At 58.1% G+C, this 13,804-nt stretch carries 13 protein-coding genes; 5 read left to right on the forward strand and 8 right to left on the reverse strand.

Annotated elements, in window-relative coordinates:
• The first annotated feature begins 68 nt into the window (after window positions 1–68).
• Window positions 69–926 carry a bile acid:sodium symporter family protein gene (locus tag ABLN87_RS14855; RefSeq protein ID WP_353011463.1) on the forward strand — a complete coding sequence of 286 codons (858 nt, stop codon included), beginning with the start codon at window positions 69–71 and terminating at the stop codon, window positions 924–926.
• 11 nt (window positions 927–937) lie between these two features.
• On the forward strand, window positions 938–2,599 hold the full coding sequence (locus tag ABLN87_RS14860; protein WP_353011465.1) for an FAD-binding dehydrogenase: 1,662 nt from the start codon (window positions 938–940) through the stop codon (window positions 2,597–2,599).
• 6 nt (window positions 2,600–2,605) lie between these two features.
• Here the strand turns inward: ABLN87_RS14860 and ABLN87_RS14865 are convergent, their stop codons facing one another.
• The 3 genes from ABLN87_RS14865 to ABLN87_RS14875 form a co-directional block, all read right to left on the reverse strand.
• Window positions 2,606–3,340, reverse strand: coding sequence for a YbaY family lipoprotein (locus tag ABLN87_RS14865; protein WP_353011467.1), 735 nt, complete (start codon window positions 3,338–3,340; stop codon window positions 2,606–2,608).
• A 97-nt stretch (window positions 3,341–3,437) separates the two neighbouring features.
• On the reverse strand, window positions 3,438–5,216 hold the full coding sequence (locus ABLN87_RS14870; RefSeq protein WP_353011469.1) for an SLC13 family permease: 1,779 nt from the start codon (window positions 5,214–5,216) through the stop codon (window positions 3,438–3,440).
• A 76-nt stretch (window positions 5,217–5,292) separates the two neighbouring features.
• On the reverse strand, window positions 5,293–6,105 hold the full coding sequence (locus tag ABLN87_RS14875; protein ID WP_353011470.1) for a TIGR00282 family metallophosphoesterase: 813 nt from the start codon (window positions 6,103–6,105) through the stop codon (window positions 5,293–5,295).
• An 88-nt stretch (window positions 6,106–6,193) separates the two neighbouring features.
• On the opposite strand from ABLN87_RS14875, the gene ABLN87_RS14880 reads away from it, so the two are divergent.
• Complete coding sequence (locus ABLN87_RS14880; protein ID WP_353011472.1) at window positions 6,194–6,421, forward strand: putative hemolysin; 228 nt, start codon at window positions 6,194–6,196, stop codon at window positions 6,419–6,421.
• Here the strand turns inward: ABLN87_RS14880 and ABLN87_RS14885 are convergent.
• Together ABLN87_RS14885 and mgtE are read right to left on the reverse strand one after the other, a co-directional pair.
• Window positions 6,418–6,981, reverse strand: coding sequence for a 5-formyltetrahydrofolate cyclo-ligase (locus tag ABLN87_RS14885; RefSeq protein WP_353011473.1), 564 nt, complete (start codon window positions 6,979–6,981; stop codon window positions 6,418–6,420). The genes ABLN87_RS14880 and ABLN87_RS14885 overlap by 4 nt on opposite strands.
• The gene (gene mgtE, locus ABLN87_RS14890) at window positions 6,978–8,372 is read right to left on the reverse strand and encodes a magnesium transporter (protein WP_353011474.1); all 1,395 of its coding nucleotides are present in this window, start codon (window positions 8,370–8,372) and stop codon (window positions 6,978–6,980) included. Before mgtE ends, ABLN87_RS14885 begins: the two co-directional genes overlap by 4 nt.
• A 139-nt stretch (window positions 8,373–8,511) precedes the next feature.
• Between mgtE and guaD the strand changes: the two genes are divergently transcribed.
• On the forward strand, window positions 8,512–9,801 hold the full coding sequence (guaD, locus tag ABLN87_RS14895) for a guanine deaminase (protein WP_353011476.1): 1,290 nt from the start codon (window positions 8,512–8,514) through the stop codon (window positions 9,799–9,801).
• 61 nt (window positions 9,802–9,862) lie between these two features.
• On the opposite strand, the gene ABLN87_RS14900 is transcribed toward guaD, so the two are convergent.
• The 3 genes from ABLN87_RS14900 to ABLN87_RS14910 all read right to left on the reverse strand — a co-directional run bounded on the left by ABLN87_RS14900 (window position 9,863) and on the right by ABLN87_RS14910 (window position 12,526).
• On the reverse strand, window positions 9,863–11,200 hold the full coding sequence (locus ABLN87_RS14900) for an 8-oxoguanine deaminase (protein WP_353011477.1): 1,338 nt from the start codon (window positions 11,198–11,200) through the stop codon (window positions 9,863–9,865).
• Window positions 11,201–11,312: 112 nt separating this feature from the next.
• On the reverse strand, window positions 11,313–12,104 hold the full coding sequence (hisN, locus tag ABLN87_RS14905; RefSeq protein WP_353011479.1) for a histidinol-phosphatase: 792 nt from the start codon (window positions 12,102–12,104) through the stop codon (window positions 11,313–11,315).
• 50 nt (window positions 12,105–12,154) lie between these two features.
• The gene (locus ABLN87_RS14910; RefSeq protein WP_353011481.1) at window positions 12,155–12,526 is read right to left on the reverse strand and encodes a helix-turn-helix domain-containing protein; all 372 of its coding nucleotides are present in this window, start codon (window positions 12,524–12,526) and stop codon (window positions 12,155–12,157) included.
• A gap of 320 nt (window positions 12,527–12,846) precedes the next feature.
• On the opposite strand from ABLN87_RS14910, the gene ABLN87_RS14915 reads away from it, so the two are divergent.
• On the forward strand, window positions 12,847–13,803 hold the full coding sequence (locus ABLN87_RS14915) for an NADPH:quinone oxidoreductase family protein (RefSeq protein WP_353011482.1): 957 nt from the start codon (window positions 12,847–12,849) through the stop codon (window positions 13,801–13,803).
• Window position 13,804: the final 1 nt, after the last annotated feature.

The raw sequence follows: 13,804 nt of genomic DNA on the forward strand, positions 1-13,804 counted from the left end.
CGGCGGTATTGCCTGCGGCTTTCAAGCTCGCGTAGGCTGATCCAAAACACCCTGGGGAGGAGTTGTTCTTGGATTTTCTTATCAATGTCGGCCTGCCGATCTCGCTGGCCATCATCATGCTGTCGCTGGGTATCGGGCTTGAGATCGCGGATTTCCGACGTGTGCTAAGCCGCAAAATCCCCTTTGCCATCGGTGCGGTGTGTCAGGTGGTGCTGCTACCCATCGCCGCGTTTGCAACTGTTACCTTGTTTGGCTTTCCCCCTGAGATTGCCGTTGGTTTCATGTTGCTCAGCTTCTGCCCCGGCGGCGTAACAAGTAACATCCTGACCAAATTGGCCAAGGGCGATGTGGCCCTATCGGTCAGCCTGACCGCGGTAATCAGCATTCTGTCGATCCTGACAGTGCCTGTTCTGGCGGCGTGGTCCATCACGCACTTCATGGCAGAAAACGCACCCGAAGTTTCGATCACCGGTTTGGCCATTGCCATGTTCCTGATCACAACCCTCCCAGTTGCCATCGGCGTCAGTATTCGCAGGTTCGCAACCGGGTTTGCAAACCGGATCGAAGGTGGTTTGTCCAAACTGGCTACTGTGTTGTTCGTTCTGATCGTCGTAGCGGCATTAGCCGGAAACTGGCAGCTTTTCGTCGATAACCTTGGCATTATGGGCACGGGCTTGATTTCCTTGAATATCGCGCTTTTGCTGATCGGGCTGGGGATCGCGCGTGCCGCAAACCTGTCATGGGCTGAGAGCAAAAGTATCTCGATCGATACGGGCATCCAGAACTCGACGCTGGGGATCACGCTGGCGGCCTTGATCACCAGCACAGACAGCGGGTTCAGCCCATTGGCCCTGCCATCTGCCGTCTACGGGATCACGATGTATGCGGTCGTGCTGCCATTTCTCATCTGGTTCCGCAAACGCTGAAAGGACCGCTTATGACCAACACCACCGCAGATGCAATTGTCGTTGGTAGCGGTTTGGCCGGGTTGGCTGCAGCTGCCGAGCTAGGCGACCGCGGCAAAAAGGTGATCATGGTTGATCAGGAACCCGAGAGCTTTCTGGGTGGTCAGGCGTTCTGGAGCCTAGGTGGCCTGTTCATGGTCAACACGCCGGAACAGCGCCGGATGGGGATCAAGGACAGCCATGAATTGGCACTTCGCGACTGGATGGGCAGTGCGCAATTCGACCGCGATGAAGATACCTGGCCGCGCAAATGGGCCGAGGCCTATGTGGAGTTTGCAGCCGGGGAAATGCGTCCTTGGCTGTATGAGATGGGTCTGCGCTGGTTCCCAGTGGTCGGCTGGGCTGAAAGGGGCGGGTCTTTCGCCAATGGGCATGGCAACTCGGTCCCCCGGTTTCATATCACATGGGGCACAGGTCCCGGCGTTCTGGAACATTTCATTCGCCGCGTCAAAGAGCATGTCAAAGCAGGCCTGATCGAGCTGAAGTTCCGTCATCAGGTCAGCCATATCATCATGCAGAACGGCACCGCAAAAGGCGTGTCGGGCGAGGTTCTGGCCGACGACACAGCCCATCGCGGCGGCAAGACCAACCGTGAAGAGGTTGGGGAATTCGAATTCTATGCACCTTCGGTTATCGTCACATCCGGCGGGATCGGCGGCAATTTCGAGATGGTCCGCAAAAACTGGCCGCGTGAACGTCTGGGTGAGCCGCCCAAAGACATGGTGGCCGGCGTTCCGTTTCACGTCGATGGCCGCATGATCGCGATCAGCGAAAAGGCAGGCGGCCATGTGATCAACGGCGATCGTATGTGGCATTATACCGAAGGCGTTAAAAACTGGGATCCGATCTGGCCCGCCCACGGCATTCGTATCCTGCCCGGACCAAGTTCAATGTGGTTCGACGCCACCGGCAACCGGATGCAGCCCCCCTGCCTGCCGGGATTTGACACGTTGGGGACCCTGCGCGAGATCCTGAAAACCGGATACGATTACAGCTGGTTTGTACTAACGCAGAAGGTGATCAAAAAAGAATTCGCCTTGTCCGGATCAGAACAAAACCCCGATTTTACCTCGGGCAGTTGGAAAGAGGTCATTCGGCAGCGCATTTTGTCGGGCGCGAAAGCCACCGCACCGGTTGAGGCCTTCAAGGAAAAGGGTGAGGATTTTGTCGTCGCCAATACCCTGACCGAACTGGTCAGCGGCATGAACCAGTTGGGCGGCGGATTGATTGACGAGGCGCATCTGCGGGCACAGATTGAGGCGCGGGATTCTCAGGTCGACAATCCGTTTTCGAAAGATGCGCAGATGATGGCGATCCTTGCTGCGCGCAACTATCGCGGGGACAAACTGATCCGCACCGCCAAGCCGCACAAGTTCCTTGATCCATCCAATGGCCCGCTGATTGCGGTCAAACTGCATGTGCTAACTCGCAAGACCCTGGGCGGGCTGCAGACCAATCTGGATAGCCAGATGATCGGTGCTGACGGGCAAGTGGTGCCCGGCCTGTTCGCTGCCGGAGAGGTTGCAGGCTTTGGTGGTGGTGGCTATCACGGCTACAATGCGCTTGAGGGCACATTCCTCGGCGGCTGTATCTTCTCGGGCCGCAATGCAGGCCGGTCACGTGCGGTGGCTTAACTAAGCTTACTGTTTGCGTACCAGTTTGATGACCGGCTCACCCGCCCCATCCAACAGCGCCAATGCATCCCCTTGCCGCGCAAAACTCGTGATGGTTTGCAGCGCTTTGAGAAACTCACGTTCGACCTCATCCAACGGAGGTGGGCACGCCATTAGGGTTGCAGCCATATTGTCTGGAAAGTCGATCTGATTGCCTGAAATCTCGGCCTGACCAGTGAACCGGTTACATCCGCCACTGCCAGAAAAATCACCGTTTTGCGCAAAGATCAGCTCTGGCCGTCTTTCAGTCTCCACCGGAGCACCATTCAGCGTTCCAACAATCCAGCCTGTGTTGTCCAGTGATAGTTCACTCTGCACCTGAACCAAGATCATATCGACCGCATCATCGGCACCGTTTGTCAGAACCGGATTACTGGTATCTGTAGTGAACAACAGCCTTTGACCCTGCGAAATCGACGCACGAACGCTATAGCGGTGTCCGTCCCGGATCAGTGCGTCGTCATAGGTCAGCTCAAATTGTGCAGGAACACCGCTCAGGGCATAGCGCTGCGCGGCCAAGGTCACAGCAGGTGCGTCCGCCAGAGAGACATCCTGAAGTTCAACATACAAGGTGGCATCTGGCGGTACAGCGATCCGTTCACGATAGGTGGCGGATCCTTCGATGGTTCCGGCGATGCCCACCTGGCCCATTCCCGTTAGTAAAGCCGTTGCTGCGCAAATTGCGGTTGCTCTCGCAGACATGATTCAATTCCTTCTGCACAATCACATGCACAAAGCTTTGTATGTTCGTGTGATTTTACAAGGGTCATCGCAGCGCAGCGGCAAGCTTGCGCCGATCTCAGAGCGGCCAGATCAATGGGATCAGCAGCGATGCCAGCAGCCCAACCGTCAGGTTGAGCGGTATGCCTACCTTCATAAAATCAGTAAACCTATACCCCCCAGGACCATAGACCATCATGTTAGTCTGATATCCAATGGGCGTCGCAAAAGATGCTGAGGCTGCAACCATGACAGCGACAACCAAGGGGCGTGGATCCATCCCCACAGCTTGCGCCAACCCGATGGCGATAGGTGTAACCACAACTGCAACCGCATTGTTCGACACCAGTTCAGTTAAGACCGAGGTAAGTAGATATACCGCCCATATGATCAGGAAGGGTGGCAATAGCCCAAGCGAAGGCGCGATCGCTTCGACAATAAGCGACACTGCACCCGAAGCATCGAGAGCGGCTCCGATGGCAAGCATTGCAAAAATGAGGGCCAGCAGGCGGCCCTCAACAAAGGAAAACGCCTCATCCGCATCGATGCAACGCGTGACCAGGACGACTGCGACCGCCAAAATCGACAGCAACAGAATTGGCGCGACACCCAGCGCAGCCAGCGCGACGATGCCAACCAGTGCGCCAATTGCAATCGGTGCGTGGCTGCGTCGGAATGCACGCGCCGACGGTTGGGTCACATCGACCATGTCCATATCTGCGGCCAGTTTCTGAATGTCGGCGGGTGAGCCTTCCAACAACAAAGTATCGCCCACGCGAACGACCAGATCGTCCAACTGTCGGCCGATGTTTTGGTTCCGACGATGAACCGCCAGAACATATACACCATAGCGCCGTCGCAGCCTGAGCGCCCCAAGCGTGCGTCCAACCATACGACAGCCCGGAGTGATCAGCACCTCGACCGTTTTGGTCTCAATCGCCGACACCTGATCGACCCGCTTCAGCTCTTTGTTGCGTTGCAGGCTCAAAAGTTCGGTCATCTCGGTGCGCAGAACCACCCTATCACCCACGTTGAGCGTCACGCCTTTCAGATTGCGTCGCAGCGAGTCATCGCCGCGCACAACGTCGATCAGTCTTACTCCGGGGCGTTTGAACAACTGCACGCCGGTTACTTCGCGCCCGATCAGGTTGCTGTCGGGCGGGATGACGGCCTCGGTAAAGAACTTCATCTTGGAGCGATCGCTGAGCAGCGATGCCATACTGTCGCGCTCCGGCAGCAGGCGCGGCGCGATGAAGCGCAGGTAGATCATGCCATAGATCACGAGCGCGATGCCCAGAGGGGTGACCTCGAAAATCGTGAAGGGCTGCATCCCCTGCGCGCGGGCAACACCATCCACCAGCAGGTTGGTCGAGGTTCCGATCAGAGTCAGCGTTCCGCCCAGAATGGCCGCATAGCTGAGCGGGATCAGTAGTTTTGAGGCTGGAACATTCAGCGTGCGCGCGATCTGAACAAAGACCGGGATCATCACAACAACAACGGGCGTGTTGGAAACCACCGCCGAGGCCAGAACCACAAATGCCATAAGCAGGGCGATGGCGATCTTCGGGTTCACTTGCGCCTGTTTCTGCGCGGTCGAGGTAAAGGCATCCAGTGCCCCGGTGCGCACCAAGGCCCCCATGATGATGAACATTGCTGCAATGGTCCATGGGGCGGGATTTGACAGGACGGCCAGCGCGCTTTGATAGGGCAGTATTCCCGTCACAAGCATCAAAGCAACACCACCGATGGCGACCACCTCGGTCGGGTAAACCTCTCGCAGGAACATGACGAACATGCCCGCAACAATCAAAAGCGCCAGAATTGCGCTGCCGGTGTCTGTCAATGAAAGAAAGTGCATTCGTGGTATTCTGTCCGAACCCTGGCCCAAGCGCCTGCTGGGTAGTTTCCCGCATTGCGCGAGGCAGAGCAAGCCTTTACGGACCCGCCTGCTCTAGCCGCCCGCCGACACGCACCATGCGCACGGTTTTTGCGCTGCCGTCCTGATCATTGGTTTCGACAAACACACCGCTGAGCGTCGCCTCGCCATTCGCGGGGGTGAATCGAGCTTTTGGCATACCGGTGATGAACCGGCGCAGTGGCTCAACCTTGTCCATGCCAATTACCGAGTCATAGTCACCGCACATCCCCGCATCCGTCAGATAGGCCGTGCCACCGGGCAGTATCTGCGAATCCGACGTCGGCACATGCGTATGTGTCCCCACCACGAGGCTGGCGCGTTTGTCGCAATAATGGCCCATCGCCATTTTCTCGGATGTCGCCTCGCAATGCATATCGACGATGATCGCGTTCGCCTGCCCGCCACGCGGGTGCGACTTCAGGATCGGTTCGATAGCCGAGAACGGATCATCAAAGGGACGTTTCATAAAGACCTGCCCCAGCACCTGAACCACCAGCACCTTGCGCCCTCCCGGCGCGTTGAACAGGCGATGCCCGCGCCCCGGCGCGCCTTTGGCAAAGTTCACCGGGCGCACAATGCGTGGCTCTTTCTCGATGAATTGCAGCATATCCTTTTGGTCGAAGGCATGATCGCCCAGCGTCACGCAATCCGCGCCCGCATCCAGCAACAGCTTGGCGTGATCGCCGGTCAGGCCCATCCCGTTCGAGGCGTTCTCGCCATTGACCACAACGAAATCCAGCCGCCACTCTTCGCGCAGACGCGGCAGATGTTGTTGGATGGCCGTGCGTCCCGCCCGGCCCATGACGTCACCCAGAAACAGTATCCTCATGCCAACCGTCCTAAGTGTGGTCAATGCCAAGCACAAGCGGTTAAACTAGGGCGATAGAGCGCAAAACCGCATTAAATCGGAGACATTCATGACCCGTTACCTGATTTTCGCCGCCCTTCTTGCCCCCCTCGCCGCCTGCGATCAGCCTTCAAAGCCGACGACCGGGCTAGCCAACCCAGCGGCGACCTTCTGCGTTGAGAAAGGCGGGCAGTACCAGATAGTCGACGGCGAGGATGGCCAAACCGGGACCTGCACCCTGCCCGATGGCTCAACGCGGGATGCATGGGAGTATTTCCGAGCCGAGAATATGGGTTAAGTTTTGAAACTCAGAACTCGGCTTTCGGTGACCACCATATCCAAGGGCTGATCTGTGGGTTCCAGAGGCAGCCCCTCGGCTTCTTGCGCATCAAAGGCAAAGCCGATGGCCAAAGTCGGACGCTTGGCGCGCAACCCTTCAAGCGTGCGGTCATAGAACCCGCCACCATAACCCAGACGACCGCCTTGCGCATCAAAGGCCACCAGTGGAACGATCAGGATTTCGGGGTCAAAGTAGTCGTCAACCTCAGGCACCTTTGCACCAAAAGGACCGTCTTTCAACGCGCCTTCGGGCGTCCAGCGCGAGAACCTAAGCGCCTGCCCTGCAGCCTGAATAACCGGAACGCCGACCGGACCATAGGCCGAAGCCTCAGCCATGGCAGGCAGCGGGTCGATCTCGGTTCGGATCGGCATGTAGCCGGACAGCGGCACACCGCGGTAGCCAGCCAGCACTTCGGACAGGCGTCCTGCCGCCCCCGGCAAGCATACGTCAAACGCGGCTTTGCGACGGGCGAACGCTGCTTTACGTGCCGCAGCCTTGATTTCCGTCAGATCGCTCACAAAAGCACCACGCTGGCCAATCCCAAGAAGATAAAGAATCCCATGACATCCGTTGTGGTCGTCACAAAAGTGCCCGAAGCCAGAGCGGGGTCAACACCCAGCCGGTCTAGCACGACAGGTACTACCGTACCCGCGAAGCCCGCGATGATCATGTTCACGACCAAGGCTGATCCAATAACGACGCCCAGCAGCGGAGAGTCAAACCACAGCATTCCTACTGTCCCCAGAACCACGGCAAAACATAACCCATTGAGCATGCCGACGAGCAGTTCACGGCGGATCACACGCATCACGTTGGCAGCGGTCAGGTCGCGCGTCGCCAGTGCCCGCACCGCAACAGTCAGCGATTGCGTCCCTGCATTACCCCCCATCGAGGCCACAATCGGCATGAGGATCGCCAGCGCCACCAACTGATCAATCGCCGCCTCGAACTGGGAGATCACCAGCGAGGCGCAAATGGCCGTACACAGGTTCACCGCGAGCCAGGGCAAACGCCGACGGCTGGTCGCGGCAACGCTGTCCGACAGCGAGCTTTCGTCGCTGACACCGGCGAGGCGCAGAATGTCCTCCTCGTGCTCCTCGTCCAGAACCACCATCGCGTCGTCAATGGTGATTACGCCGACTAGGCGGCCATCAGCATCCACGACCGGGGCCGAGATCAGGTGGTACTGGTTGAACGCATAGGCCACATCCTCTTCGTCCTGATCGACGGGAATGATGTGGAATTCTTCTTCCGTCAGATCATGCAGGGGAACCTCGCGCCGGGTTGCCATCAGCTTGCCCAGCGTGACCTGCGCCACGGGTTTCAGGCGCGGATCAACCAGAACGACGTGATAGAATTGTTCAGGCAAGTCGTCATTGGCGCGCATGAAATCGATGGCCTGGCCCACGGTCCAATGTTCGGGCGCCATGACCACTTCGCGCTGCATAAGTCGACCGGCCGAGTTTTCCGGATAGGCAAGCGCCTGCTCTGCCGCGACCCGTTCGGAATCCTCCAGCGCGTCCAGAATGGTTTCCTGTTGCGGTTCTTCCAGGTCTTCCAGCAGGTCAACGACATCGTCGCTTTCCATGTCCCGAACCGCTTCGGCCAGGACATCTGGCTTCAGGACATTGATGACCTCTTCCCGAACTCCTTCATCCAGTTCCGACAGGATGTCGCCATCAAATTCCTTGTCATACAGACGGATCAGGCGCGCGCGGTCATAGGGGTTGATCTGTTCCAGAAGGTCGGCAATGTCGGCCGCGTGCAGCGGCTCCATCAGCTCGATCAGCTTGGTGCGGTCATCGATGTCCACGGCATAAAGGATCGCCGCCACGGTTCGACGATCCAGCGCATAGACATCTTCGTCAGAGGTCGAGTCGGTCACGGGTTCATCAAAGCCTGTCGTCATGTCCGTCCCCGTTTATTCGGTCATTGGCCCCTAATTAGAAGAAGCAGCTACCGGAAAACAATGACAATACGCCGATTTACCCGCATCTTTCACCCGCATATGCTGATCCGTGGCCTCAAACAGCTAAGGAACAGGGCGAATGGCGCAAAAGACGCTTTTGAAAGGGCGCATACTGAGTTTCGACGGATCGCCCTTTGACGGGGAACCTACCGACGCGACCCGTCTGGACGAGGCGCTGGTGATCGAAGATGGGCGCGTGCAAGCGGTCGGTTCACTGGACACGCTGGCCGCTGCCCATCCGGATGCCGAAGCACGGGACTACGGAAACCACCTGATCATGGCCGGTTTTGTGGACCCTCACGTCCATTACCCGCAAACCGCCATGATCGCGAGCTGGGGCAAACGGCTGATCGACTGGCTAAACACCTATACCTTCCCCGAAGAGATGAAGTTCGGCGATACCAACTATGCGACAGAGATCGCGAACCGCTATCTCGACCTAACAACGGCACATGGCACCACCACCATGTGCAGCTTCTGCACCATCCATCCCGAAAGCGTTGATGCATTTTTTTCGGTCGCGCAGCAACGTGGGCAACGGGTTGTAGCTGGCAAAACCTGCATGGATCGCAACGCGCCCGAGGGTTTGCAGGACACTGCGCAAACAGCATATGACCAATCCGAAGCGCTGCTTGAGAAATGGCACCATGTGGATCGCTTGTCCTACGCGATCACACCTCGGTTTTCGCCCACCTCCACGCCTGAACAGCTTGAGGCTTTGGGTGCGCTTTGGGCCGAGAATCCGCATTGCCTGATGCAAACTCATCTGAGTGAGCAGACGGATGAGATCGAATGGGTCCGATCCCTGTTTCCCGAAGCGCGGGACTATTTGGATACGTATGAGAAATTCGGACTGCTGGGTCGAAATGGCCTTTACGGTCACGTTATCCATCTGGAAGACCGTGAACGCGACAGGTTGCGTGAAATTGATGCAGCGCTGGTGCATTGTCCGACCTCGAACACGTTTATCGGCTCGGGCCTGTTTGACATGAATGGGTCGATCCATGACGGCCACCGGGTCGGGTTGGCGACCGATACCGGCGGCGGGTCCAGCTTTTCAATGCTGCGCACCATGGCCGCCGCCTATGAGGTCGGTCAACTGCGTGGTCGCCCTCTGCACCCGGCACAATTGCTATGGTTGGGTACAGTCGGGTCGGCGCGAACGCTGAGGATGGATGATTGCATCGGCAATGTCGCCCCGGGGATGGAGGCGGATCTGGTTGTCATCGACCTCGCCTCGACCCCGGCCATCGCCCAGCGCGAGGCCCATGCGGATGATCTGTGGGAAGCTGTCTTCCCGACCATCATGATGGGCGACGACCGCGCCATTGCCGAAGTTTGGATCGGAGGTAGGCAAGTCGCCCAATGAATGCGCCTGCGGCGCATGCCTCCGGCGGGGATATTTTTAGCCAGATGAAGGGCGGATCCCGCTATTGTGCAAGCGCGCGCGCCAGACGGTTCTGGGTTTCTATTGTTCTTGGCAGATCGATTGTCGTGATTTGACCGTCGCACACGATCTGGCGGCCTTCGACAAACAGGTGTTTGACCTGCATCGGCCCAGCCAGCAATAGGGCTGCCGGATCCCAGCTGCCCGCGCTTTCGAGGCTTGTGCGGGTATCCCAAACGGCGATGTCGGCCCGTTTGCCCGGTATCAGCCGCCCGCAATCTGGACGTCCCAGCACATCCGCGCCGCCACGGGTCGCGATCTCCAGCGCTTCGCGGGCGGACATGGCGTCGGCCCCATTGGCGACTCGTTGCAACAACATGGCCTGCCGCGCCTCAAGCATCAGGTTGCCGTTGTCATTGCTGGCCGAGCCATCCGCGCCGAGCCCAACTTTCACGCCCTGATCGCGCATGCTGCGCACCGGTGCGATACCCGATCCGAGACGGCAGTTTGAACAAGGGCAATGGGCGACACCGGTTCTGCTTTTCGAAAACAGGTCGATCTCGGCCCCATCCAGCTTGACGCAATGGGCGTGCCAGACATCGGGACCGGTCCAGCCCAGATCCTCGGCATATTGTCCCGGACGGCAACCGAATTGCGCCTGGGAATAGGCGATATCCTCGTCGTTCTCGGCCAAATGGGTGTGCAGCATGACACCCTTGTCGCGCGCCAGCAGAGCGGCATCGCGCATCAGGTCCCGGCTGACTGAAAAGGGCGAACAGGGCGCGACGCCAACCCGGCACATCGACCCTTCGCTGGGATCATGGAACGCATCCACAACGCGGATCATGTCGTTCAGGATATCATTTTCAGCTTCGACGAGACTGTCCGGCGGCAGGCCTCCATCGCTTTCGCCGATGCTCATCGCGCCGCGGGTAGGATGAAAGCGCAAGCCCAGGTCTGAGGCAGCGGCAATCGTATCCTCCAGCCGCGCGCCATTGGGGTAGAGGTACAGGTGATCGGAACTTAGGGTGCAACCGGACAGTGCCAGCTCGGCCAGCCCGATCTGGGCTGAGGTAAACATCTGCTCCGGCCCGAACCGCGACCAGATGGGATAGAGCGTTTGCAGCCAGCCAAACAGCAACGCGTCCTGCCCGCCCGGAACCGCGCGGGTCAGGGTTTGGTAAAGGTGATGATGCGTGTTCACCAGACCCGGCGTGACCACGCAGCCCCTGGCATCATGCACCTCGCCCGTTGTCGTCAGCCCGTGACCAAGTTGCGCGATCTGGCCGTTGCGGATCAGGATATCTGCATCGTTTAGCTCGCGACGGTCATCATCCATGGTCAGGATGGTATCTGCGTTTTTGATAAGAAATTCAGTCATAGCGGCACTCCTGCAATTGCCTGTCTCATGCAAGGAATGCGGGGCCGGTGGAAAACAGGCGTAAGAACCGGCTGACACCGGTTTAGCGTCAGGGCGTTACAGGGGCAATGGTTTAATAGGAGCGCAGGATGTCCAGCGCGGCCGCATGAATCTCGGCGTTGGCAGCTGCAAGGGCACGTCCACCGTTATGCGCCGGTCCGCCTTGCCAATCGGTTACGATGCCACCAGCAGCCTCAATCACTGCAATCGGAGCCTGAATGTCATAGGCGTTCAACCCCGCCTCGATCACCAGATCCGCCTGTCCCGCGGCCAGCAGCGCGTAGGCATAGCAATCCATGCCAAAGCGCGTCAATTGCACCTGTTTTGACACAGCTTCGAACCCTGCGCGATCTTCAGAGGTGCCAACTTCGGGGAAGGTTGTGAACAGGGTGGCCTGGTCGAGCGTCTTTACTGCACGCGTCGCCAACTGTGATGTGCCCAAGGGCCCGGTCAGCTGCGCAATCTCGGACGATCCTCTGAACCGTTCGCCGATATAGGGTTGATCGATCACCCCCAGCTCTGGGCCGTCTGAGGTGCTGAGCGCGATCAAAACGCCCCACGTCGGTGTGCCGCTGACAAATCCGCGCGTTCCATCGATTGGGTCCAGTACCCAAACGCGACCGCTTTGGCCTTCGGACTGGCCATACTCTTCACCCAGGATGCCGTCATCGGGGCGAAGACGTTGCAACACCTCGCGCATTGCTTTTTCCGCCGCGCGATCTGCGATAGTGACAGGATCAAACCCGCCTTCCAGCTTGTTCGCGGTTTCAAGACCGTGTTGGCGAAAATGCGGAAGAATGGCCGCGCGCGCCGCGTCGGCCATTTCTTCAGCAACATCCATATCGGTCAGATGGGTCTGGTGCATGGACCACTGGTGCGGCCAACGCCTATCAAAGTCAAGCGGGCGCGATCAGATCACGCAACGTCACTCAGAACCCGTGCCAATTCGAACAGCCGGCGGCGCTGATTTTCCGGGATTGCATAGTAAGAGCGCACCAGATCCAACGCTTCCTTGTCCCCCATCAGGTCTGCAGGCACAGATTTCTTTTCATCCGCGCTTTTCTGAATCTCTTCCAGCCCTTCAAAGAAAAAGCTGACGGGAACTTCCAATGCCTCAGCAATGTCCCAAAGGCGAGAAGCACTGATTCGGTTGGCACCGGTTTCGTATTTTTGAATCTGTTGAAACTTGATACCAACCTGCTGCGCCAATTGCTGTTGGGTCATCCCAATCAGCCAGCGGCGATGCCGAACGCGCTTGCCCACATGGACATCGACGTGATGAGTCATTGGTATTCTCCTTTAGTACACAAACATCTGATCGGGATTGCGCGACGTCCGGTATCGCAACATTAGAGAATGGGATTTAACCATTCCCTAATACGGATCGTGCCTCCCCCGATTACAGCACTAGCTGCCTTTATTACTTTTTTTTGATCATTTTTCAAGATGGTTGAGTCATGCAGCCAGAACGATTGTTTATGGTTGTGCCCCTGCTTGCCAAAGCCGCGAACACCCTGTTGCTTTTTGGGTCAAGCTCGGCCGCCCAATATCATTGACAAGTTCAGCACAAAACGCACCTATGCCCGGTGCAGGGGGATGATCAGATTATGCAGGCATTTCACATTCAATCCGCAGGTGAGCAGGCCAAGCTTTGCCAGATCACCACACCTAAAACCTCCTTGGGTCAGGTGCGCGTTGCGATCAAAGCCTGCGGGCTGAATTTTGCCGACCTGCTGATGCAAAAAGGGACATATCAGGACACGCCCGCCGCTCCGTTCACATTGGGGATGGAGGTTACGGGTGTCATAGATGCGGTGGGCGCCGATGTAAGCGGCATCAGCATTGGTGATCGCGTGGCCGTCTATTCAGGTCAGGGTGGGCTGGCGGAATTTGGGGTTTTTGACGCAGCACGGGTGATATCACTGCCCGACACGATCAGCTTCGAAGAGGCGGCGGCGATCCAGATCGCGTATGGAACCAGCCACCTGGCGCTGGATCACCGCGCCAGGTTGCAGCCGGGTGAAACACTTCTGGTTACCGGCGCGGCGGGCGGGGTTGGCCTGACAGCGGTCGAGATTGGTAAGTTGATGGGGGCAACCGTGATCGCGCAGGCACGCGGGGCGGACAAGCTGGCCATTGCCAAAGCTGCGGGCGCAGATCACTTGATCGACACCTCAGAAGACCTAAGAGACGCGGTCAAATCGCTGGGTGGCGCAGATGTCGTCTATGACGCAATCGGCGGCGACGTGTTCAAAGCGGCCTTTCGGGCCACCAACCCCGAAGGGCGTCTGCTGCCCATCGGGTTTGCCGGTGGAGAGGTTCCGCAAATCCCCGCCAATCACCTACTGGTCAAAAACCTGACGGTGATTGGCTTCTATATTGGCGGTTATCTGACCTTCCGGCCCGAAATCGTAAGGGACAGTTTCAACACGTTGTTTCGCTGGCACGGTGAAGGGAAGATCAAGCCACATATAAGCCACATCTTGCCCTTGTCCGAGGTCGCCCAGGGAATGCAGCTGCTGAAAGAACGCAAGTCCACCGGCAAGGTCGTCATAACAATCTAAA

The sequence above is a fragment of the Ruegeria sp. SCP10 genome (genome assembly GCF_040329495.1).
Classification (GTDB): Bacteria; Pseudomonadota; Alphaproteobacteria; order Rhodobacterales; family Rhodobacteraceae; genus Ruegeria.